Source organism: Mycobacteroides saopaulense, from assembly GCF_001456355.1.
GTDB lineage: Bacteria > Actinomycetota > Actinomycetes > Mycobacteriales > Mycobacteriaceae > Mycobacterium > Mycobacterium saopaulense.
The window spans coordinates 609,794-630,940 of record NZ_CP010271.1 but is presented as its reverse complement, the minus strand read 5'-3'; the positions used below and the strand labels follow the sequence as shown (position 1 = coordinate 630,940).

Below are 21,147 nucleotides of genomic sequence, written 5' to 3'. Positions count from 1 at the left end.
TAGATGTCACAAGGCCGACCAAGCGAGCGTTAGGTAGGTTGGTCGGGATGTCGCCGTCCGTGCGAATGCCCGGCGGTCTCCACACCTGAGCCATATGAGGGACAAAGAATGAAGACTGCCGTCACCGGAGCCGCCGGCTTCATTGGTACCAACCTAGTCAATCTGCTGGTGGACAACGGGCACGAAGTCGTCGCCATCGACCGCGCGGTGCCCAGTGCACCGGAGACCCGCGAGGCCGTGACCTGGGTTTCCGGCGATGTACTCGACCTGAACTCGATGACCAAGGCCCTCGACGGCGTCGAGGTCGTCTACCACTTGGTGGCCGTCATCACCCTCAAGCACGAGGATGAGCTGTGCTGGCGCATCAACACCGAGGGTGCCCGCACGGTTGCCCAGGCCGCCCTGGCGGTCGGTGCCCGCCGCATGGTGCATTGCAGTTCGATCGACTCCTACTCCAACAGCGTGGCGACCCTCGACGAGAACTCGCCCCGCTCGACAGGTGCCGACCTGCCCGTCTACCAACGCTCCAAGTGGGGTGGCGAGGTAGCCGTGCGCGAGACCATCGAGTCGGGCCTCGATGCCGTCATCGGCAATCCCACCGGCGTGTACGGCCCAGTGGATCTGCCCAACCTGTCGCGCATCAACCAACTGCTGTTCGACAGTGCGCGTGGCCGGCTACCCGCGATGGTCAACAGTGAGTACGACCTGGTGGATGCCCGCGATGTCGCGACCGGGCTGTACCTGGCCGGCGAGAAGGGACGCACCGGGGAGAACTACCTCCTCGGCGGACACATGGGCAGCCTCCTGCAGGTGTGCCGTCTGGCCGCACAGCATGTCGGCAAGCGCGGCCCGCTGTTCGCGTTGCCGATGGGGCTTCTCAACGCGGCCATTCCGATCATCGAGCCCATCGGCAAGCTGCTCAAGAACGATGCGTTGAGCCGCGCCGCCTTCAACAAGCTGACGGTGTCCCCCACCGCGGACATCACCAAGGCCCGTACCGAGCTGGGCTACGACCCACGCCCGATCGAGACCACTGTCACCGAGCTCGTCGACTTCTTCGTCGCCTCAGGACGCCTCTAGCCCAACCATCTCGGCACTCACGTGCCACAGCCCCGCGGCGGCGCCGTCATCGCGGGCCAATGGCGCGGGGTCCGGGAAGGTCAGCTGCCCCTTGACAAGTGACGCGTACAGGCGTCCCTCCGGCAGCGTCGCCGCGCCAATCGACAGATCTGCCAAGGCCTTTCCCGCGGTTTCGACGCGTCCGGGATAGAACGCCGGCCGCACCGTCGAGGCCAGCCGCAGCACCGGCCGCAATGCCCCGGTGATCGCCTGTGCGGACGTCGAATCCCCCACGAGGTTCGTTCCCAACGTCAGTCCGGGGTTGTAGGCGACCACGTCGATGCCACGGCGGGTGACCTCATCCGACCTCGCAAAGGATCGCGCAGTCAACAGATTGCACAACTTGGACGAGGCGTACGCCCGAATACCCGCCAAGCCGCTACCCGGTCTGGGGTAGGCCAGGCTCTCCGGATCCAGTGAGCGCGGGCCGAACGGGATGATCGCCGGGTCATGGGTATCGCTCGTGGTGATCAGCAGACGGCCGCCGTCGGCAAGGCTGGGCAACAGCAACCGGGCCAACAGATAGTGCGCCAGATGATTGACCGCGAAGGTGGTCTCGAAGCCGTCGACCGTCCGGTGGTTGGTATCCCGGAACTGTATCCCCGCGTTGAGCACCAACACATCGATCGGGGCGTCGCCAAGTTCGCGCCTGACTTCTTGGGCGAACTCCCTGACGCTGTCCAACGAGGCCAGGTCCAGCGGTAGCACCAAGGCACCTGGGACATCGCGGCCGGCCCCCCTCGCACCGACGATCAGTCGCGTATCAGGCCGTTCGGCAAGGAGTTTGGCGGCATGCGCGCCAAGCCCGGCAGTTGCGCCGGTCATGACGATGGTGGATTGGGGCACAACGGTCTCCCTTGAGGTTTATGATTAGTGGATAACTTACCGTCCGTAATATTATCAATTGTTAAGATTGGCCATGTCAAGCACAACAACACGAGAACTCCTCTTCGCCCTGCTCAAGGTGTCGAAAGCGGCGACGCAGTGGACCCAGTCGAACATCCCGACCGGCGGAGGCATGACCGTGCCACGCGCGACAGTGCTCGTCGGCCTGTCCACCCGCACCGACCCCATTGGGATGAGCGAACTCGGCGACTACCTGGGGATGTCACCGCGGAACATGACGGTGCTGATCGATGGACTCGAAAGAGAAGGGCTGGTTCGGCGCACCCCCCATGCGCGCGATCGCCGGATCACCTGCGTTGAAATCACCGACGCCGGCTCACAAGTCGCACAGGACCAGCTCGGGCCGTCCGAGCTGGCCTCGGCCTCGCTTTTCGACGACCTGGGCACGAAAGAGCAGGCCGAGCTCTTGCGACTACTGGGCAAGGTATCGGAATCGTTGCGGGCACGCGGAATTGACGTACCCCGGTATCGGGTCCGGTGAGACCAGCACGGGCAGTGCGCGATTCGGTCAAGAAAATCGACAGATCCAGTCATTGCCAATCTGAACAATGAGACCGGCCGGCCGTGCGCACAGGTGGCGCTGTCCACGCGGCCATGGCCGCCACGCGATACTTTCTCGGCGCTAATAGTTGAAACTGGCAACGTTCTGTACCAAGATCACTTGCTGGAATCTTGCTACAGGAGGTGCTGTGAGAGAGTGGTCGATCCCTGCCCGATGGGGCACTGCGGCCCTCGACTTGACGCGCGAGCAGGGTTGGGATGCCGCCGAAATGCTCGTCGCGGCAGGGATCTCACCGCGCTTCCTCGCCGGAGAACTCACCCAGATCTCCGTCGAGCAGCTCAGGATTCTCGTACACGACATATTCTCCCGCATAGAGGACGAGTCCTTCGGGGTGAGCGGTGTGCCGATCCCCCTCGGCACCACTCAAGTCCTCCTGTTCAGCCTGGCCTCCTGCGGCAACATCGACGCTGCCATCGTGCGATCGACCGCCTTTCGGGATGCGATTCCAGTGGTCCCCACCATGACCGTCACCAGGAGCGGTGACCTGGCCACGGTGGCCATCGATCTCTCATACCTGCAGATAACCGACATCACCGTCACCGAGTGGCTGTTGGCCCTCGCAATACGGGGAATGAGCTGGGCGACAATGCGCCGGATCCGCGCCCACCACGTCTGCTTTCCGCACCCCAGGCCGGACGGCGCCTCCGACTACCACCCGATGTTCAAGGCCCCTGCGGAATATGGCTGCGACACATTGAGTTTGGTTTTCGATGCCGAGCATCTGGACGCGCCGATCCTGCGTTCCGAGGAAGAAATCACGACGATCCGCGATCGGCCGGAAGAGATCATCTTCGGCTCGGGACGCTACGACCACCAACTGCCAGATCGAATCGGTAGGATCATCAAATCAGCTGTTGGGCAGCAGATCCCATCGGTCGACGAGATCGCTCGGACTCTGAGCATGACTCCGTCTTCACTACAGCGCACACTGCGCACCGAGTTCGGCACATCGGTGCGCGAGATCCGCGATACAACCCTGCGCGACGAAGCCATCAAAAGTCTCAAGATCGGGACCGAGACGCTCACGGATATATCGGCCCGCCTTGGCTTCTCCGAAGTCAGTGCATTCACCCGCGCGTTCCGGCGCTGGACCGGCGCCTCCCCGGCGCAATACCGAAACGATGCGCGTTCGGTCAAGTAATTCGACTGATTCGGTCATCGCACCCGTCACATTCGTCACATAGCCTCAGGCACAAGATCGGGCCAAGGGGGGAAAGTTTGCTATCTGCCGAGCGGCATTTTGAGATCGCCCGCAGACTGAACGAGATCTACACCATTGCCCACGTTGAAGTGCCAGGGGCCGACGATGTTCAAATAGGCAACCGCACCCCGCTGGTGTTCGCCAACACCCGACGCCGCGCCCGAGACTTTGTCGCCGGAGACACCTTCAGCTCACTTACCGGCATTGTCGGTGTGCTGACGCCCATCGAGTGGGAAGTCGTCGAGACGACCCCGAGGGATCAACTGCTCACCGCTCGCCGGGGCCGGTTCCAGGTTGTCTCGAAATGGATGCAAGGCGCAACCATCACCATTGTGCTCAACATCTACGAGGGTGAAACATCGGTATCCGCGGACCTTTTCGTACTGATCGACGAAGTCCTACTCTCCGGCGGGCTGCACCATTCCTTCATGGTGGCCGTCGAGCACAAAATCGACTCCGTCATCAGCATCGCCAAAAGACGCTTCGCTGTGCTGCAGGACGCGGTCGTCGATGAGAAGTACCCGCCCCAAGGGCCTAACCGCTAGCGCGCCTGGACGGATTCAGCACTGTCGGTCGACGTCTCCCGGGCTGTAGCCGCGAGCATGTTCTCGACCACGTTCTTGCCGAGAGCAGTTTCCTTGGGCAACTCGATCGGGTAGTTGCCGTCGAAGCACGCGCAGCACAACCGCGAGCGCGGTTCCTGGGTGGCCGCGACCATCCCCTCGGCCGAGATATAGCCCAACGTATCGGCACCAATCGCGGTGCGGACACCATCGAGCATCTCATCGTCCGACTCCACCGCGTTGGCGATAAGTTCTGCGGGAGAAGCGAAGTCGATGCCGTAGAAGCAAGGCCAGCGCACTGGTGGCGAGGCGATGCGCACATGCACCTCGGCGGCTCCCGCCTCGCGCAACATCCGGATCAGTGCCCGCTGGGTGTTACCACGAACGATCGAATCGTCCACCACCACGAGCCGCTTACCGCGGATCACCTCGCGGAGAGGGTTGAGCTTCAACCGAATACCGAGCTGACGGATGGTCTGCGAGGGTTGGATGAAGGTACGGCCCACATAGGCGTTCTTCATCAAGCCCTGTCCGTACGGAATACCCGATCCCTGCGCGTAGCCGACGGCCGCCGGAGTGCCGGACTCGGGAACGCCGATCACCAGGTCCGCGTCGACGGTGTGCTCGGCCGCCAGACGGCGCCCGATCTCCACGCGGGTGGAATGCACCGAGCGCCCGTCGAGCATGCTGTCGGGGCGTGCCAGATAGACGTATTCGAAGACACAGGTCTTCGGGGTCGCATTGGCGAACCGGCTGGAGCGCACCCCGTCGGCATCGATGGCCAGCAGCTCGCCGGGCTCGATGTCCCGGACAAACGAGGCGCCCACGATGTCCAGGGCGGCGGTCTCGGAGGCCACCACCCAACCGGTGTCGAGGCGGCCCAGGCACAGCGGCCGCACGCCGTACGGATCGCGCGCCGCGTACAACGTGTTCTCGTCGGCGAAGACCAGGCAAAACGCGCCACGCACGGTGGGCAGCAGCGCCATCGCGGCCTGCTCGAGAGTGGCGTCGGCAGCTCCGTGTGCCAGCAGCGCACCCATGATGTCCGAATCGGTGGTGGCCATGCCCGGGGTCTTCGGGTTGATCAGCCCCGCATCACGCGCCCGCTCGGTGAGTTCGGCGGTGTTGACCAGGTTCCCGTTGTGCCCCAGGGCGACTCCGGTGCCGGCTGCCGTGGTCCGGAACACCGGCTGGGCGTTCTCCCAGGTGACCGAGCCGGTGGTCGAGTAGCGGCAATGCCCAACCGCGACATGTCCCTGCATGGCGGCGAGGGTCTGCTCGTCGAACACCTGACTGACCAGGCCGAGATCCTTGAACACCACGATCTGGGAGCCATCGGCCACCGCGATACCGGCGGCTTCCTGGCCGCGGTGCTGCAGCGCGTACAGGCCGTAATAGGTGAGTTTTGCTACCTCTTCGCCGGGTGCCCAGACCCCGAATACGCCGCATTCTTCGCGTGGGTCGTTTTCCAGCTCGATTGGCTGTGCGGTCACTATGGCTGCTCCCTGGTGGGGGGTGGGTGACTGCTCCAGTCTACGGGGAAGGTTGCTGATTGGGGAATCGGCTGGCCCGGTCGCGTCGGTACCATCGCAAAAGTGACCCAGGCCACTGCTGCATCCACCTCGTGGCACCCGCTGACACGAGTCGTGTTCCGATTCTGCGTTGTCTACTTCGGGCTGTTCTGTCTGCTTTTCACCCAGATTCCGTACGCCCTGCTGGGCGTTGCCGGCCGGGTGATCGGAGGCCAAGCGGTGCTCGCGGCGATGTCCCTGTTGAACCCCGTCACGAGCTGGGTCGGCAGAAGTCTGTTCGGCGTGGACGCGGTGCTGCACGAGGACTCTGGAAGCGGCGACCAGGCCGCCATCTGGGTGTTCACGTTCTGCATCCTGGTCGTCGCGATGATGGCCACGGCGCTGTGGACCATGCTCGACCGCCATGTCTCCTCCTATCCCCGACTGCTGGCCTGGTTCACGCTGTTCCTGCGCATATGCCTGGGCGGGCAGATGCTCTTCTACGGATTCGCCAAGCTCATCCCCACCCAGATGCCGGGACCGACGTTGGCTCAGCTACTGCAGCCGTACGGCACCCTGAGTCCGGCCTCCGTGCTCTGGCTACAGGTCGGCAGCTCGTACCCCTACGAGATGGCTTTGGGCGCGGTGGAAGTCATCGCCGGGCTGCTGTTGTTCGTGCCCCGCACGGCAGTCCTGGGCACTGTGCTGAGTCTGGCCGGCATGGCCCAGGTCTTCCTGATGAACATGGCGTTCGACGTGCCCGTCAAACTGTTGTCCTTTCATCTGTTGCTGCTGAGCCTGGTCCTGCTCGCTCCCTACCTCAAACGTCTCGTCAATGTGTTTGTGCGGCAACGTTCCTGCGATCCGCTGACGCAACCGTCACTGTTCGTCGATCGCCGGCGCAATCGCCTCGCGGTCTGGCTTCAGGTCGCCCTGGGCGTCTGGGTCGCGCTGGGCGGCGTTTACGAGGGCTGGGTGACCTGGCACGAGTACGGGGGCGGCGCGCCCAAGTCACAGCTGTACGGCATGTGGTCGGTACAGGGGTTCTTCGTCGACGGAGTGTTCGTACCGCCCTATGCCACGGACAGGAATCGTTGGCAAGCAATCGTTTTCGACCGACCGGGGATGGCCACCTACCAGCACATGAACGGCAATCTCACGGCCGTCCTAGCCGAATTCCGGGGCGGCCACCTGCTGCTCACCAATGCCTCGGATGACACCGACGGAAAGGTCGGGAGACAGCCGCCATTCGCCGACCTCACTTACAGCCAGCCGAATGTCGACGCGCTGATGCTCGGCGGGAGGATGTACGAACAACCGGTGACGATCATGCTGAAACGAATGGACCCAAACAGCTTCCCGCTGCGCAACCGCGGGTTCCACTGGGTGCAGGAGTACCCGTTCTTCCGCTAGTGCAGCGGCACCAGTGGCAGCCAGTCGGCGATCTCGCCGGCACGTGATCCGGATACGGTGACGGCGCGCTCGGCAGTGGCTTGATCCAGGGTCAGCAGCCCCGTCGCCAGCAGCAGCCAGGTGCGCGGCGTGGTCTCCACGACATTTGGTGGGGTTCCGCGCGTGTGGCGTGGCCCCGGGATGCATTGCACCGCAACGAATGGAGGGACCCGTACTTCCACGGAGGCTCCGGGCGCATCAGCGGCAAGAGTGCGTGCGGTGAACCGGACGGCATCGGCAAGGGCGCCGCGCGGCGGCTCCCCGACCTGCGGGTCGCGCAACCACTCGGCCACCGCGAGCACAGCCGCTCGGGTCGATGCGGCATCGGGGACGCGAGCTGGCATGCCCGCCAGCCTATCTGGGGCGCTTAGGCCCCGTTGCACACTCCGGAATCGCGGATGGTGTTCCCGTAGACGTTGGCCGTGGCGATATTGGCGTTGATCACCCCAGACGGCAGCTGCTGTTTGATCTTGTCGCTGATCTGGGTGAACTGGAACCACAGGTGGTAGAAGGAGTCGCCGTTGTACAGCGGCGAGTACTGACTCTGATCCGGATAGTTGGTGATGTACAGCGCGTGCACCCGGGGATCCAGGAACGCCGCCGACTGATCCAGATTGGCGGTCACCACATTGCCGACGGCGTCCGAACCCGACGCGGCCCATACGTCGTGGTGGTCGCGCAGGTAGTTCTGGAATCCGTACACCGAGCCCATCAGGGTGTCGTACTGCGCGTTGAACCACTGACACGAATCGCGCATCGCGGTGAATTGCTCATCGTTGGCCCGGCTCTGCCACATGTTGTAGGGGAACACAGAGGTGTCCGGTGACCAGTCCGAGGGGTACGGAACGAACACGGGCAGCGACGCGCCCTGTCCGGAGTCGGCGGCTGCGGGTGCGGCCAGCGCCAACCCGGCAGCGATCATCATGCCTGCCAGTGCTGCGCCGGCCCTGCTCATCCAGTTCGAGGCCATCCGTGCAGTATTCCGCCGAATGTCGAATTTTGGTATCAGTTGCTCGCACTTTCTCGCCGTGAGTCGACATTGCGCCGCGCGACACACAGAGCGGCCACCGCACCGGCCTCGTTGAGCGCGAGGTGGGCCAGCACCGGCGAGGCAAGGCTCCCCGATCGTTCCCGCAACCAACCCAACAGCCCGCCGAACAACGCGGTGACCAGCACTGTCCCGGGTACTGAGTCACCTGCAGCGCGGGCGGGCCGGATATGGGCGAACCCGAACGCCACGGCCTGGACCACGACGCCCAGAGCGCGGTCAAATGCCTCGACGGCCATCGGTTGCAGCACGCCGCGGAAGGCGAGTTCCTCCGACCACACGGTGCCCACCGGAATGTGCAAACCCAACCACACCGCGGGATGAAGGTCGATATCGCGCTGACGCATCGAGGTGCGCACCGGCTTCAGCGCCGGCGACGCACCGACGGCAACCGCGACGACCGACGCGGCGACCCCGCCGAGCCGCATACCCACCCCCAGCTGCGGGTGCCGCAGACCCAGGGGAGTCCCCACCGTCGCCGCGAGTGCGGTACTCGCGCCCGCGCCGATCAATGGCCGCCAGCGCTGCGGGAACCGTTCCAGCACCGCCGGCCATGCCACGAGCACGACGGCCAGAGCCACGGCGCGAACACGGGAGCTCACGTGTCGGGGCCGTCGAGCGACGCGGTGTCGTCCAGAGCCTTCCGGATGCGTTCGGTGTCCTGTGGGGTCCAGCCATCCGGCGGGGCGATGGCGGCCCAACCGTTGACCGACGAGATGCCGTAGTTATGGCCGTGCCCATCGGGCACCCCGACGGCGTTGGCCAGGTCGGCGGCCACTTGCCAGAAGGTGACGATCGGATACCAGCGCATGGCCGCGGACCGATCGCCCACCGGCGCCTCCTTGAGCCAATCCGGTTCGCTGAACAGCAGATCGGTGGACCACCAGGTCACGGGGTCCGACGGATGCTGCACGAACAACACCCTCGGGTTCTGCCATGGCGGTTTGGCCAGCGCATCGATGTCGGGACCTATCGCGAAACGGGCCGTGAATCCGCTGTCGTACACTGGGAGCGCTTCTAGCGTGCCCCGATCACGCTTGGACACCAGCTCGTTCCAGATCTGACTGAAGTTCGGCGGACCGGTCCACAACACCCCGTCGACCCCCGCCGCGCGAATATCACCCAGACCGTCGAATGCGCCTTGTCCCGCAAAGGAGCCCAGACTTTCGCCGTAGATCAGCAACTTGGGCCGGTGACCCACCGGCTGTTGTGCCCAACGCTTCTGGACGGTGTCGACCAACAACCTGCCCGAGGCCAGTGCCTTCTTCTTGTCGGCCAGGAACGAGATCCAGCTGGGCAGGAACGAGTACTGGGTGGCGACGATCGCGGTGTCCCCGTTGTACATCAGCTCGATGCCGCGGGCGGCGGCAGGTGTCACCCAACCGGTACCGGTAGTCGGGACGATGATCAGCGCCTTACGCTCGAAAGCCTTGGTGCGCTCCAATTCCCGCACCAGGATGTCGACACGCTCCTCGGCGGTATCGGCCGTCTCCAGCCCCGCGTACACGCGAATGGGTTCCTTGGCCTGGCGACCGTTCACCTTGGTCAGCTCGTCGGCATGCAAGCCCCCGGAAACGAAATTGCGCCCCTCGTAGCCGAGGCTTTCCCATGAGGCCAGCGAGGCCGGACTCCCCGAACGCTCGGGTTGGATGGGCTGCTCCACCCCGGCCCGCGTGGTGTCGTTATGCGGGCCGAATGAGGCATTCGCGGCGGAGAAGAACCCGCGTACCAACACACCGTTGAACAACATGATCGTCAACACGGCCACGATGGCGGTGCCGATGAGCAGTGACACTTCCTGGCTCAGGCGCAGACGACGGATCAGGAATCGCGCCAGTAGCCGAACCAGGTCACGCAGTATCCGGGCCACCGAAATAAACAGCGCCCCTACGGCAATCGAGACGAGGAAGGCCTTTGAGTACTCCATCGTCGTCGGCCCTTGCGTGTCCATGAGCGCCGCGATCTGACGCTGCCAGCGGGCGGCGGGCACGATCATGGCCAGCGAGCACACCGCCCCGAGTACCACCACTCCGAGCTTGGCGGTCACCATCACGCGATCGCGCAGCGGCCACCATTTCTGCTGGCGCAGCCAGAAACGCAACACCAGCTTGGACAGCGCGACACCGATGCCGTAACCGATCGCCGCGGTCGCGCCGCCGATCAGCCCCTGGAACAACCAGGTGCGCGGCATCAGCGACGGCGTCAGCGACAGGCAGAAGAACAAGGCGCCGAAGGCGATTCCGCAGAAATCCAGCCGCAGCAGATTCCACGCCCAGGCCACCAAGGGGTGCCGATTCTCGAAATGCTCCTCGAGCTCCTGGAATGCCAGCCAACTGCGGCCGATCCAGTCATCGGGATCGACGGTGCTTGTCGTGACAGGGACTCCAGGAGTCTCGCTCATCCGAACAATCCGGGCAGCACACCTTCGTGAACCTCGCGCAGCTCCGCCAGGGTGACCGAGAACTGTCCCTGCACCTCAACGGAATCCGAACCCTGATCGACAACGCCGATACGCACGGCCGGGAGCTGCCGCGCCTCGCACATCGACATGAACCTGCTCTCCTCGGTGCGCGGGACCGCGACCAGCACGCGCCCGGCGGATTCGGAGAACAACGCCACGAAGGGATCCGCTCCCTCGGGAAGCAGGATGCGGCAACCGGTTTCACCGGCCAGCGCCGATTCGACGACGGCCTGGATGAGTCCACCCTCGGACAGGTCGTGAGCGGCGGACACCAGCCCGTCACGCGATGCGGCGGTGAGGACCTGTGCCAGTAGCTGCTCGCGGGCCAGGTCGACCTTCGGCGGTGTACCGCCCAGGTGATCGTGCGCCACCTGCGCCCAGATGGAACCGTCGAATTCGTCGGCGGTGTCACCGAGCAGAATCAGCGTTTCCCCGGGCTCGGCCCCGAATCCCGTGGGGATGCGCCGGTTCACGTCGTCGATCACACCCAGCACCCCGACCACCGGGGTGGGCAGAATGGGGGTGGTACCGGTCTGGTTGTAGAAGCTGACATTGCCCCCTGTGACCGGGATGCCCAGTGTCACACAGCCATCGGCGAGGCCGCGGACGGCCTCGGAGAACTGCCACATGACGCCCGGGTCCTCCGGTGAGCCGAAGTTCAGGCAGTTGGTCACCGCGACCGGGGTAGCACCGGAGGCCGCCACATTGCGGTACGCCTCCGCGAGCGCCAGCTGGGCGCCGTTGTAGGGGTCGAGCACCGTGTATCTACCGGAAGCATCGGTAGCCAAAGCGATTCCACGACCGGTCTGCTCATCCACCCGGATCACGCCGGAGTCGGCATGCTCGGCAAGCACGGTGTTTCCACGCACATATCGGTCGTACTGCTCGGTGATGAAGGCACGGCTGCACAAATGCGGGCTGCCGATCATGTCGAGCAACGTCTGCCGCAGTTCCCCGGCGGTGGCCGGGCGCGCCAAACCGGCTGCACTGTCGGCGATCAACGCGTCCTGGGTGTCGGGACGAGCCACCGGACGCTGGTAGACGGGACCCTCGTGGGCGACGGTCCGCGGCGGCACGTCGACCACCGTCTCGCCGTGCCAGGTGATCCGCAGTCGCTCACCGTCGGTGACCTCACCGATGACGGTGGCCAGCACGTCCCACTTGCGGCACACCGCCATGAAGGCGTCCACGTTCTCCGGGGTCACCACCGCGCACATGCGCTCCTGCGACTCGCTGGAGAGCACCTCGGCCGGGGTCATACCGGTGGCGCGCAGCGGCACCTTGTCCAGGTCGATGTGCATGCCGCCGTCTCCGGCCGATGCCAGTTCCGATGTAGCGCAAGACAGTCCGGCACCACCGAGGTCCTGGATACCGACGACCAGATGCGCCGCGTACAGCTCAAGGCAGCACTCGATGAGCACCTTCTCGGTGAACGGGTCACCCACCTGGACGCTGGGAAGTTTCTTGCGCGAGGCTCCGTCGGCCTCGTCGCCGCCGAAGGTCTCCGAGGCCAGCACCGAAACGCCGCCGATGCCGTCGAGCCCGGTGCGCGCGCCGAACAAGATGATCTTGTTGCCTGCGCCGGAAGCGAAGGCAAGATGCAGATCTTCCTTGCGCAACACACCGGCACACAGCGCGTTCACCAACGGATTACCCGCGTACGAGGCATCGAACACCGTCTCGCCGCCGATGTTCGGCAGGCCCAGCGAGTTTCCGTAGCCGCCGATGCCGCGCACCACGCCGTCGAAGACGCGGCGGGTGTCGGGAGCGTCGGCCGCACCGAAGCGCAGCTGATCCATGACGGCGATCGGGCGGGCGCCCATGGCCATGATGTCGCGGACGATGCCGCCCACACCGGTCGCGGCGCCCTGGTAGGGCTCGACATACGACGGGTGGTTGTGCGACTCGACCTTGAAGGTGACCGCCCAGCCATCGCCGATGTCCACCACACCGGCGTTCTCGCCGATCCCGGCGAGCATCGCCGAGCGCATCTCCTCGGTGGTGGTCTGCCCGAAGTAGCGCAGGTGCACCTTGGAGGATTTGTACGAGCAGTGTTCGCTCCACATCACCGAGTACATGGCCAACTCGGCGTCCGTGGGACGGCGGCCAAGAATCTCGCGGATGCGGGCGTACTCGTCGTCCTTCAGCCCAAGTTCAGCGAATGGCTGCGGGTGATCGGGGGTGGCTGCTGCGTTATCGACCGTGTCAACCCGTGAAGTCACGAACAGATTCTATATGTGGTCGATGCAGGCCTGGACAAACGCTCCTGGCGCATACTGGGCGCTGTGACATGGGGGCGCGGAGGTACCTGGGCAGTGATTGCCGTGGCAGTGCTTCTGGTGGGGACCGGATGCGCGCCGCAACGCACCGACGAGTCGCAACAGATCTCCACGGAGATCCGCGCACTGCCCGGCGTCACGCAGACCACTCACGACTACTTCAACGTCTTCACCAAGGGCCAACGGTTCGGCGTGACGGTCACGGTATCTCCCGCCGCGACCGCTGACCAGCTGGCGGCGATCTGGGAGTTGTTCACCAAGCGCGTGCGTGAGGTGGGGTTCAGTCAGCACGATGTGACCCTGACGGTGGTGGCACCCTGCACAACCCCAGACCCTTCGTCCGACTGCAGCAAGGTCACCTCGGCCGTCGATGCCGATGCCAAACATCAAAACCGGCCGCCCTTTGCCGATTGGGTACGCCTGCGGCAATTGGCCCACATCGGGGGTGTCGACATCTCGACGGCCTACTCCGGTCCCGCACCGCGCGTCACGGTGGATGTCGCGGTGACGAGCAGTCAGCCGGGCAGGCCTGCCGACCACCGGGACATCACGGCGGCCTTTCGTCAGATCGCCGGCGACTTCGCGGCCCTGTCTGACGCCGGGTGGCATGTCGGACCGGCCTCCGGCGCCTACCCGGCCCTGAGCACAGAGCAGGGCTTTCCCGATATCAGCGCGGTCGCTCTGTGGGAACGACTCAACGCGCTCGCCCCGACATCCTCACGGTTTACCTCACGCTCGGCGCACAAGGATCAGAAAGACGTCCAATACTCGACCGCGCGGCACTACCTGAACACCACCTACGCCGAAGTGCCCACCGCAGCAGAAGCACAGCTGCGTGGCATCGCGCTTCAACAGCTAGAGCTGCTGAAGCAGTTCGGGCAGCCTGGCATCTACGAATTGCACGGGAACAAGACCAGTGTCACCGTGTGGCTGGGCGGCTGTATGGGCGAGATGCCCCCATCGCAACGCAGTTCCGCAGTCGAAGCGGAGATGCGGGAGAAGTTCGAGAGCTGCCCGCGCTAGCCGATCAACACCTTCAACAGCTCACGGCGGCGCAGGATCATCGCCGCCCAGATCAGCAGTCCGAAGCCGATCGCGAAAATGACCGGGAACCACGCTTCCTCGTGCATGTCGATGGTGACCGCGCCACCCAGGTAGGCCGTCAACCCGATCGCGCCGAGCACCGATGTCCGCGGGATGGCCCACACGATGGTGCACGCCAACAACACCCAGCCGATGAGCGCGGTCTGATACGGCGGAAAGCCCAGTTCCTCGGTGGCCTTGCGGACGACCTCTGCCCCGAAGATCTTCGGCAGCGCATCGAACAGCAGGAACAACAGGATGATGCCGCTCAGTGCGATACCGATCTTCTCCGGCGAGGATTTCTCGCTGAATGTGGATGTGACGGACATGAGATTCCTTTCTCGAAATCCCCGATGGAACAACTCTAGGAAGACTGACCGACAGATCCCACGGAATTCATCGGACATTCCGAGGGGATGGGTCACGATCTGGCATAGGGTCGCCCCATGACCGTCACGATCGTCGCCAAGCAGCCCCTCGTCGCCGCCTTGGCGGCCGAATGGGCAGCGCTGGACGAGTTGGGCGCCACCCTGACCGACGACCAATGGGCCGCACCATCGGTGCTTCCGGGATGGACCGTCAAGGATGTGATCGCGCATGTGGTGGGCACCGAACGTCTGCTCTCGGGCGACCCGATCCCCAGCACCGACGAGGCCGTCGCCGGTCTTGCGCACGTGCACAATCCCGTCGGCGTCCTCAACGAACGGTGGCTCACCTACTACCGCAAGCTGCCGCCGGTCGCGGTGATGAACGACTTGCGCACCGTGACCAGTGCCCGGCTGGCCGTCCTCGAAGGCCTGACCCAGGAACAGTTCAACGCCGAGACCGCCACCCCTGTGGGGCCGGAAAGCTACGGCAGATTTATGCAGATTCGCGATTTCGACTGCTGGATGCACGAATTGGATGTGCGCGACAGCCTCGGTCTGCCGGCGCCGACGGATCCGGTGACCGCGACGCCCGCGCTCACCGAGCTAACCAACGCACTGCCCTTCCTCGTCGGCAAGCGCGCCGGCGCACCGCAAGGCAGCCGGATCCGCTTTGTTCTCACCGGAATTGGCGCACAAACCGTCAACATCGAGATTCCCGACCGAGCCCGTATCGTCTCATCGCTCTCCGATGTGCCGCACGTGACGCTCACCACCGACACCTGCGAGTTCGCCCGCCATCTGGGTGGACGGGCCAGTGCGAACCGCGATGGATTCACGCTCGACGGCGACCCCGACCTGGGATGGAAGATCATCGCCAACCTGCGCTTCACGATGTAGCAGGAAGCTCCAGAAACGCCTGCAGTGCATCGGAATACATCGGCACGTCGTGCGCGCCCATCAACTCGCGTATCGAGTGCATGGCGAGGGTGGCAGCTCCCACGTCCACGGTGACCATGCCGGTGTGTGACGCCGCGAAGGGACCGATGGTCGAGCCGCACTGCATGTCTGCCCGATGTTCGTATCGTTGGAAAGGAACACCGGCACGCTCACATGCCAGGGCGAAGGTCGCCGTACCCCGGCCGTCGGTGGCGTAACGGACGTTCGGATGAATTTTGATCACCGGTCCGGCATTGACGGCGATCTGGTGACCCGGTTCGTGCCGATCCGGATAGTTCGGGTGGGTCGCGTGCGCCATATCGGCCGACACCATCAGCGAGGCGGCTGCATGTCTCAGAAAATCCTCTCGGGTTCCGTTGCTGGACAATACTATCCGCTCCAGCACCGTCGACAGCAGATCCGAGTGCGCACCGTGATCGGAAACCGAGCCGATCTCCTCGTGGTCGAAGAGCGCAAGCACCGTAGTCGAGCTGGATTCGGCGGCCAGGAATGCCTCCAAGCCGGCATAGCAACTGGCCTGGTTGTCCAAACGGGGAGCACTGACCAGGCTTTCATCGGGACCGATCAGCGCCGCCGCGGTCAGATCGTGTGCCATCAGATCGCGCCCCAGGACATCGGCCGGGGCGACGCCCAGCTGCTCGGCGATGTACTCGGCGAAGCCGTGTTCACCGCTCCACACCGAGTTCACATGCCACTGCGGGTCGATCACCCATTTCTTGCGCTCCTCGGCGCTCACCATGTGAATCGCCAGATTCGGCACGCGAAGGATCGGCTGGTCGATGCGAATCAGTGTGGACCGCACCGCATCCCCGTCGCGCACCAGCACCCGACCGGACAAACCCAGGTCACGATCCAGCCAGGTCTGCACCCAGGCGCCGCCGTAGGGCTCCAGCGCCACCATGGGCCACCCCGCTTGCACACGGTCGGCGTTGGCCTTCACCCGCAGATTCGGACTGTCCGTGTGCGCACCGATTACCCGAAAGGCGTCCGCATCGCCGCCGCGCCAGGCCACGATCGATCCCGACCGCACCGTGAAGTAGTCACCGGAGTGTCCCGGCCAGCGCTGCGCCTCGAACAACTCGGTGAAGCCCTCCCGGCGCAGGCGCTGCGCCACCGTGTCCACGGCGTGGAACGGAGACGGCGAGGCGTCGATGAATTGGCACAGCCCTGTAGCGGTCGCGGTCACGCTTCCCATGATGGCTGACCGGATTCAGTCTAGGGTCGAAGCGTGCCCGATCCCGTCCCACAAGCCGTCCTGGAACCGCTGTCCTCGTCAGCCATATTCCTCGTGGTGACCGTCAACGAGGGCTCCGAGCAGGCGATTCATGACGCTCTGCCCGAGCTGTCCGGACTGGCGAAGGCCATCGGGTTCCGCGACCCGGCGCGCCGATTGTCGCTGGTCACCGCAATCGGATCGGATGCCTGGGATCGACTCTTCTCCGGCCCGCGCCCGCTGCGGCTGTCGCCGTTCCAGGAGGTGCGCGGGGACCGACATGTCGCACCGTCCACGCCCGGCGACCTGTTGTTTCATATCCGCGCCTCCACCATGGACCGGTGTTTCGAACTGGCCACCCGCATCATCAGCGCCCTGGCGGGCGCGGTGACCGTCGCGGACGAGGTACACGGCTTCCAATACTTCGACAACCGCGACCTCCTGGGATTTGTCGACGGCACCGAAAATCCCGACGGCGACGAGGCCGCCTCGGCCGCCCTGGTCGGCGCCGAGGACCCCGATTTCGTCGGCGGCAGTTACGTGCACGTGCAGAAGTACCTGCACAACATGGCGGCCTGGAGCGCCCTGACCGTCAACGAGCAGGAGAAGGTGATCGGGCGCACCAAACTCGACGACATCGAATTCGACGATGCCGTCAAACCGCCGAATTCGCATGTGGCACTGAACGTCATCGAGGACGAAGAAGGCAACGAGCTGCAGATCCTCCGGCGGAACATGCCCTTCGGAGAGCTCGGAAAGGCCGAATTCGGTACGTATTACATCGCGTACTCGCGCACCCCGGATGTCACGGAACGCATGCTGCACAACATGTTTGTCGGCGACCCGGTGGGGAACACCGACCGCATCCTGGATTTCTCCACCGCGGTGACCGGTGGGTTGTTCTTCGCCCCGTCGGCCGACTTCCTCGACGCACCACCGCCGCTACCCACCCATACGGCCACGAAATCCACCCAATACCCAGGGTCCCTATCGATCGGCAGCCTGAAAGGAACGTCGTCATGAACAACCTGTACCGCGAACTCGCCCCCATCACGGACGAGGCATGGGCAGAGATCGAAACCGAGGCCAGCCGAACATTCAAGCGCCATATCGCAGGCCGCCGGGTCGTCGACGTCAGCGAGCCGGGCGGTCCCACCAGCGCGGCGGTGAGCACCGGGCACCTGGTGGACGTGGCGGCGCCCGCCGAAGGCGTGCAGGCCCACCTGCGAGAAAGTAAACCGCTTGTGCGGCTGCGGGTTCCGTTCACCATCAGCCGTTCGGCCATCGACGATGTGGAGCGCGGCTCGCAGGACTCCGACTGGGATCCGGTCAAGGAGGCCGCCAAGAAGCTGGCCTTCGCCGAAGACCGCGCGATCTTCGAGGGCTACCCCGCCGCGTCGATCGTCGGCATCCGGGAGTCCAGCTCCAACCCCGAACTCAAGCTGCCCGCCGATGTCCGCGAGTATCCCGACATCGTCGCGCAGGCGCTCTCTGAGCTGCGACTGGCCGGTGTCGACGGCCCGTATTCGGTGCTGCTGTCGGCCGAGGAGTACACCAAGGTCAGCGAGGCCTCCGATCGCGGGTACCCGATCCGAGAGCACCTCCGCCGGCTCGTCACCGGGGAGATCCTCTGGGCACCGGCGATCGATGGCGCGTTCGTGCTGAGCTGCCGCGGCGGCGACTTCGACCTGCAACTGGGCACCGATGTCACGATCGGCTACCTGTCCCATGACGCCGACAGCGTGCAGCTGTACCTGCAGGAGACCTTGACGTTCCTGAGCTACACCGCCGAGGCGTCGGTCGCGCTGCTGCCCTAGGCGAGCCCGGCCTCTGGACACACGCTTACGCTCACCTTTGAGCGACAAGACAATTCGTCATCCTGCTGGTCGCTCGAAGGTGGGCAACGGGAAGATCAAGCGGCCTGGAGTTTCCCGATCGCCGAATGCACCACCTGGTCGAGTCTGGCCCGCCCCTCCCCCGCATCCCACGCGAACGATCGCACCACAACCAGCAGCCCACGAACTCGTACCCAGGTCACCAGCTGACCCGGAATCTCCTGGTCCATGTCGGGAAGCCGCATCAGCGCCGTGACCGACGGATATGGCGCCGTATTCGGGCCGGGCGCGGAGGAAACCTGCATCGACGCGGTGCCCGTCTGCAGGGTGTTGAAGCCCTGTGCCGGGGCAATGGACCTGGCCCAGCCGATCATGTCGACCCCGGGGTTCTCCTTGCCGTACAGGACATCGACCGATTCCGTGCAGCGCGACAACGCTTGCAAACGAACCACAAAGTTGACCTTGCCGCCATTCGCGTCGCCGGCCTGGTAACACAACTGGTCACCACTACTGGTTGCGCCGGCGAGATCGTCCTTCTCCACCTTCCAGTCGGCCGGGATGGCGTCGTCTGGAAGTAGAGACATCAACTCGGAGCTTGGCTTGTCGGCCAGACTGCTCTCTGCTTTGGCCGGGCCCGCGAACCCGCCAAGCGTGACCACAACCGACGCGACAAGCGCCGCACCCCACCTGTTGACCCTTGCTGACCGCCCCATGAACATGCTCCCTCCTCAATTGCCGGGAGCATAGCTGGAGGAGGTTCAATAGGCATAACTGCAGTGGCATCGCCCGGTATTTCAGCAGCTGAAAGCTTTGCCATTGCCCATCAGGGGGTGAGCGGTTACATCGGGCAGCATGACACCACGTCGCAGCACGAGGGCGAAGGGTGCGGCGGGTATGCCGAATAGGCAGCAAATACCGACCGAGGACGGCGACTTAGGCAGTGAGCACGGCGTCGAGCGCCGAGTAGAAGATGCCGAGCCCGTCGTCGCTGGGCCCGGTCAGCGGCTCCGTCGCGTGCTCCGGGTGCGGCATGAGCCCCACGACGCGGCCGTTGGCCGAGGCGATGCCGGCGATGTCGCGCATCGAGCCGTTCGGGTTCTCCCGGTAGCGGAAGACCACCCGCCCCTCGCCCTCAAGCTCGTCGAGCACCTCGTCGGAGGCCACATAGCGACCCTCACCGGATTTCAGCGGCACCAGGATGTCGGCGCCCTGCTCGTATCGAGACGACCACGCGGTGCTGTTGGCGTCGACGCCCAGCCACACATCGCGGCACACGAAGTGCAGACCGGCGTTGCGCGTCAGGGCGCCCGGCAACAGCCCGGCCTCGCACAACACCTGGAAACCATTGCAAATACCCAGGATTGGCAGTCCCTGTGCGGCGGCGTCGACCACCGAGCGCATCACGGGGGCGAACCGTGCGATGGCCCCGGCGCGCAAGTAGTCACCATAGGAGAAACCACCCGGAACGATCACCGCGTCGACGGACTTCAGGTCGGCATCGTCATGCCACAGCGAGACCGCCTCGGCACCGGAGAGCCGCACCGCCCGCGCGGCGTCCACGTCATCGAGGGTGCCGGGGAAGGTGATGACACCGATGCGGGCGCTCACGACTCGCGCACCACTTCCCAGTCCTCGATGACGGTGTTGGCGAGCAGGGCTTCGGCGATCGACTCCAACGCGTCGTCGGAGATATCGCCGTCGAACTCAAGTTCAAAGCGCTTGCCCTGTCGGACGTCTGCCACATTGGCATAGCCGAGGCGGGATAGCGCGCCCACGATGGCTTGTCCCTGCGGGTCCAGGATCTCGGGTTTCGGCATGACGTTTACGACGACTCGGGCCACGGCCTGACTTTACCGTGTGTGCCCGGACACATCCCGCCTAGACTCCCCTCATGCAGCTGACCCACTTCGGGCATTCGTGCCTGCTGGCTGATTTCGGGAACACCACCCTGCTGTTCGATCCCGGCAACTTCTCGCACGGATTCGAGGGAATCACCGGTCTGTCGGCCATCCTGATCACCCATCAGCATCCCGACCACGTGGACCTTCAGCGGCTGCCCGCGCTGGTCGACGCGAATCCGGGGGCCGCGCTCTACGCGGATCCGATGACCGCGGCGCAGCTCGGTGAGCCCTGGCAGGCGGTGCACGCCGGTGACAGCTTCACCGTCGCCGAGCTGACCGTGCGCGGGGTCGGCGGGCAGCATGCGGTGATCCATCCGGAAATCCCGCTGATCGACAACACCTCGTATCTGATCGGCGACGGCGAGCATGCCGCGCGGCTCATGCATCCGGGCGATGCGCTCTTCGCCCCGGGCGAGGATGTCGACGTGCTGGCCCTGCCTGCCGCGGCGCCGTGGATGAAGGTGTCGGAGGCAATCGAGTACCTGCGCGCCGTGCATCCCGCCCGCGCGGTACCGATTCACCAGGGCATCCTGCAGGAAGCCGCATACCCGTTCTTCTACACACGTTTTCGCGAGATGTCCGATGCCGACTTCCAGGTGCTGCCACACGAGGACGCGGTGCAGTTCTGACCCCTTCCGGCATCGACACGCCGTCTCGTGGCGAACATGTGCGATACGAATCCTGCGTA

22 protein-coding genes are annotated in these 21,147 nt (G+C 64.8%); 10 read left to right on the top strand and 12 right to left on the bottom strand.

The window, feature by feature from the left end; translation table 11 throughout:
* The first annotated feature begins 108 nt into the window (after nucleotides 1–108).
* Complete coding sequence (locus MYCSP_RS03180) at nucleotides 109–1,080, top strand: NAD-dependent epimerase/dehydratase family protein (protein WP_088413156.1); 972 nt, start codon at nucleotides 109–111, stop codon at nucleotides 1,078–1,080.
* Here the strand turns inward: MYCSP_RS03180 and MYCSP_RS03175 are convergent.
* A complete protein-coding gene (locus tag MYCSP_RS03175) occupies nucleotides 1,066–1,944 on the bottom strand; it encodes an SDR family NAD(P)-dependent oxidoreductase (protein ID WP_407661684.1) in 879 nt (292 codons plus the stop codon). The two genes, MYCSP_RS03180 and MYCSP_RS03175, sit on opposite strands and share 15 nt — an antisense overlap.
* A 94-nt stretch (nucleotides 1,945–2,038) precedes the next feature.
* On the opposite strand from MYCSP_RS03175, the gene MYCSP_RS03170 reads away from it, so the two are divergent.
* From MYCSP_RS03170 to MYCSP_RS03160, 3 genes are all read left to right on the top strand, one after another.
* Complete coding sequence (locus tag MYCSP_RS03170) at nucleotides 2,039–2,506, top strand: MarR family winged helix-turn-helix transcriptional regulator (RefSeq protein ID WP_083017961.1); 468 nt, start codon at nucleotides 2,039–2,041, stop codon at nucleotides 2,504–2,506.
* A gap of 208 nt (nucleotides 2,507–2,714) precedes the next feature.
* A complete protein-coding gene (locus tag MYCSP_RS03165; RefSeq protein ID WP_083017959.1) occupies nucleotides 2,715–3,728 on the top strand; it encodes an AraC family transcriptional regulator in 1,014 nt (337 codons plus the stop codon).
* Nucleotides 3,729–3,805: 77 nt separating this feature from the next.
* Complete coding sequence (locus tag MYCSP_RS03160) at nucleotides 3,806–4,333, top strand: hypothetical protein (protein WP_083017957.1); 528 nt, start codon at nucleotides 3,806–3,808, stop codon at nucleotides 4,331–4,333.
* Here the strand turns inward: MYCSP_RS03160 and purF are convergent.
* The gene (gene purF / locus MYCSP_RS03155) at nucleotides 4,330–5,844 is read right to left on the bottom strand and encodes an amidophosphoribosyltransferase (RefSeq protein ID WP_070913145.1); all 1,515 of its coding nucleotides are present in this window, start codon (nucleotides 5,842–5,844) and stop codon (nucleotides 4,330–4,332) included. The genes MYCSP_RS03160 and purF overlap by 4 nt on opposite strands.
* A gap of 102 nt (nucleotides 5,845–5,946) precedes the next feature.
* Here purF and MYCSP_RS03150 point away from each other — a divergent pair, with 102 nt between their 5' ends.
* Nucleotides 5,947–7,275: a DoxX family protein gene (locus MYCSP_RS03150; RefSeq protein ID WP_083017954.1), complete on the top strand. Its 1,329-nt coding sequence runs from the start codon at nucleotides 5,947–5,949 to the stop codon at nucleotides 7,273–7,275.
* On the opposite strand, the gene MYCSP_RS03145 is transcribed toward MYCSP_RS03150, so the two are convergent.
* The 5 genes from MYCSP_RS03145 to purL are packed head-to-tail and all read right to left on the bottom strand — an operon-like array spanning nucleotide 7,272 to nucleotide 13,045.
* Complete coding sequence (locus tag MYCSP_RS03145) at nucleotides 7,272–7,658, bottom strand: sterol carrier family protein (protein WP_083017952.1); 387 nt, start codon at nucleotides 7,656–7,658, stop codon at nucleotides 7,272–7,274. The two genes, MYCSP_RS03150 and MYCSP_RS03145, sit on opposite strands and share 4 nt — an antisense overlap.
* A gap of 23 nt (nucleotides 7,659–7,681) precedes the next feature.
* Entirely contained in the window at nucleotides 7,682–8,284 is a 603-nt protein-coding gene (locus MYCSP_RS03140) for a hypothetical protein (protein WP_070913148.1), read from the bottom strand.
* 35 nt (nucleotides 8,285–8,319) lie between these two features.
* Nucleotides 8,320–8,964, bottom strand: a complete 645-nt coding sequence (locus MYCSP_RS03135; protein ID WP_083017950.1) for an Rv0804 family intramembrane glutamic endopeptidase — start codon at nucleotides 8,962–8,964, stop codon at nucleotides 8,320–8,322.
* Complete coding sequence (locus tag MYCSP_RS03130; protein WP_083017949.1) at nucleotides 8,961–10,763, bottom strand: alpha/beta hydrolase; 1,803 nt, start codon at nucleotides 10,761–10,763, stop codon at nucleotides 8,961–8,963. Before MYCSP_RS03130 ends, MYCSP_RS03135 begins: the two co-directional genes overlap by 4 nt.
* Nucleotides 10,760–13,045: a phosphoribosylformylglycinamidine synthase subunit PurL gene (purL, locus tag MYCSP_RS03125; RefSeq protein ID WP_070913151.1), complete on the bottom strand. Its 2,286-nt coding sequence runs from the start codon at nucleotides 13,043–13,045 to the stop codon at nucleotides 10,760–10,762. Before purL ends, MYCSP_RS03130 begins: the two co-directional genes overlap by 4 nt.
* A gap of 102 nt (nucleotides 13,046–13,147) precedes the next feature.
* Here purL and MYCSP_RS03120 point away from each other — a divergent pair, with 102 nt between their 5' ends.
* Complete coding sequence (locus tag MYCSP_RS03120) at nucleotides 13,148–14,125, top strand: hypothetical protein (RefSeq protein ID WP_157886144.1); 978 nt, start codon at nucleotides 13,148–13,150, stop codon at nucleotides 14,123–14,125.
* On the opposite strand, the gene MYCSP_RS03115 is transcribed toward MYCSP_RS03120, so the two are convergent.
* On the bottom strand, nucleotides 14,122–14,514 hold the full coding sequence (locus MYCSP_RS03115; RefSeq protein ID WP_070913153.1) for a DoxX family protein: 393 nt from the start codon (nucleotides 14,512–14,514) through the stop codon (nucleotides 14,122–14,124). The genes MYCSP_RS03120 and MYCSP_RS03115 overlap by 4 nt on opposite strands.
* 117 nt (nucleotides 14,515–14,631) lie before the next feature.
* On the opposite strand from MYCSP_RS03115, the gene MYCSP_RS03110 reads away from it, so the two are divergent.
* The gene (locus MYCSP_RS03110; protein ID WP_070913154.1) at nucleotides 14,632–15,450 is read left to right on the top strand and encodes a maleylpyruvate isomerase family mycothiol-dependent enzyme; all 819 of its coding nucleotides are present in this window, start codon (nucleotides 14,632–14,634) and stop codon (nucleotides 15,448–15,450) included.
* On the opposite strand, the gene MYCSP_RS03105 is transcribed toward MYCSP_RS03110, so the two are convergent.
* Nucleotides 15,440–16,696 (bottom strand): M18 family aminopeptidase, encoded by a 1,257-nt coding sequence (locus MYCSP_RS03105; protein ID WP_088415413.1) that lies wholly within the window; start codon nucleotides 16,694–16,696, stop codon nucleotides 15,440–15,442. The genes MYCSP_RS03110 and MYCSP_RS03105 overlap by 11 nt on opposite strands.
* A 42-nt stretch (nucleotides 16,697–16,738) precedes the next feature.
* On the opposite strand from MYCSP_RS03105, the gene MYCSP_RS03100 reads away from it, so the two are divergent.
* Together MYCSP_RS03100 and MYCSP_RS03095 are read left to right on the top strand one after the other, a co-directional pair.
* Nucleotides 16,739–17,746 carry a Dyp-type peroxidase gene (locus MYCSP_RS03100; protein WP_088413154.1) on the top strand — a complete coding sequence of 336 codons (1,008 nt, stop codon included), beginning with the start codon at nucleotides 16,739–16,741 and terminating at the stop codon, nucleotides 17,744–17,746.
* The gene (locus tag MYCSP_RS03095) at nucleotides 17,743–18,540 is read left to right on the top strand and encodes a family 1 encapsulin nanocompartment shell protein (protein WP_070913156.1); all 798 of its coding nucleotides are present in this window, start codon (nucleotides 17,743–17,745) and stop codon (nucleotides 18,538–18,540) included. Before MYCSP_RS03100 ends, MYCSP_RS03095 begins: the two co-directional genes overlap by 4 nt.
* A 95-nt stretch (nucleotides 18,541–18,635) precedes the next feature.
* On the opposite strand, the gene MYCSP_RS03090 is transcribed toward MYCSP_RS03095, so the two are convergent.
* The 3 genes from MYCSP_RS03090 to purS all read right to left on the bottom strand — a co-directional run bounded on the left by MYCSP_RS03090 (nucleotide 18,636) and on the right by purS (nucleotide 20,399).
* Nucleotides 18,636–19,271, bottom strand: coding sequence for a hypothetical protein (locus MYCSP_RS03090; protein ID WP_157886143.1), 636 nt, complete (start codon nucleotides 19,269–19,271; stop codon nucleotides 18,636–18,638).
* A 220-nt stretch (nucleotides 19,272–19,491) separates the two neighbouring features.
* Nucleotides 19,492–20,166 carry a phosphoribosylformylglycinamidine synthase subunit PurQ gene (purQ, locus tag MYCSP_RS03085; protein ID WP_083017940.1) on the bottom strand — a complete coding sequence of 225 codons (675 nt, stop codon included), beginning with the start codon at nucleotides 20,164–20,166 and terminating at the stop codon, nucleotides 19,492–19,494.
* Complete coding sequence (gene purS / locus MYCSP_RS03080; RefSeq protein WP_070913160.1) at nucleotides 20,163–20,399, bottom strand: phosphoribosylformylglycinamidine synthase subunit PurS; 237 nt, start codon at nucleotides 20,397–20,399, stop codon at nucleotides 20,163–20,165. The genes purQ and purS overlap by 4 nt, the downstream gene beginning before the upstream one ends.
* A 50-nt stretch (nucleotides 20,400–20,449) precedes the next feature.
* On the opposite strand from purS, the gene MYCSP_RS03075 reads away from it, so the two are divergent.
* Nucleotides 20,450–21,088, top strand: coding sequence for an MBL fold metallo-hydrolase (locus tag MYCSP_RS03075; RefSeq protein WP_088413152.1), 639 nt, complete (start codon nucleotides 20,450–20,452; stop codon nucleotides 21,086–21,088).
* Nucleotides 21,089–21,147 lie beyond the last annotated feature (59 nt).

Coding starts and splice junctions, on each gene's coding strand:
- MYCSP_RS03175 (WP_407661684.1), bottom strand. CDS start 1,944: ATGACCGGCGCAACTGCCGGGCTTGGCGCGCATGCCGCCAAACTCCTT.
- MYCSP_RS03110 (WP_070913154.1), top strand. CDS start 14,632: ATGACCGTCACGATCGTCGCCAAGCAGCCCCTCGTCGCCGCCTTGGCG.
- MYCSP_RS03130 (WP_083017949.1), bottom strand. CDS start 10,763: ATGAGCGAGACTCCTGGAGTCCCTGTCACGACAAGCACCGTCGATCCC.
- MYCSP_RS03170 (WP_083017961.1), top strand. CDS start 2,039: ATGTCAAGCACAACAACACGAGAACTCCTCTTCGCCCTGCTCAAGGTG.
- MYCSP_RS03095 (WP_070913156.1), top strand. CDS start 17,743: ATGAACAACCTGTACCGCGAACTCGCCCCCATCACGGACGAGGCATGG.
- MYCSP_RS03180 (WP_088413156.1), top strand. CDS start 109: ATGAAGACTGCCGTCACCGGAGCCGCCGGCTTCATTGGTACCAACCTA.
- MYCSP_RS03075 (WP_088413152.1), top strand. CDS start 20,450: ATGCAGCTGACCCACTTCGGGCATTCGTGCCTGCTGGCTGATTTCGGG.
- MYCSP_RS03115 (WP_070913153.1), bottom strand. CDS start 14,514: ATGTCCGTCACATCCACATTCAGCGAGAAATCCTCGCCGGAGAAGATC.
- MYCSP_RS03145 (WP_083017952.1), bottom strand. CDS start 7,658: ATGCCAGCTCGCGTCCCCGATGCCGCATCGACCCGAGCGGCTGTGCTC.
- MYCSP_RS03140 (WP_070913148.1), bottom strand. CDS start 8,284: ATGGCCTCGAACTGGATGAGCAGGGCCGGCGCAGCACTGGCAGGCATG.
- MYCSP_RS03090 (WP_157886143.1), bottom strand. CDS start 19,271: ATGGGGCGGTCAGCAAGGGTCAACAGGTGGGGTGCGGCGCTTGTCGCG.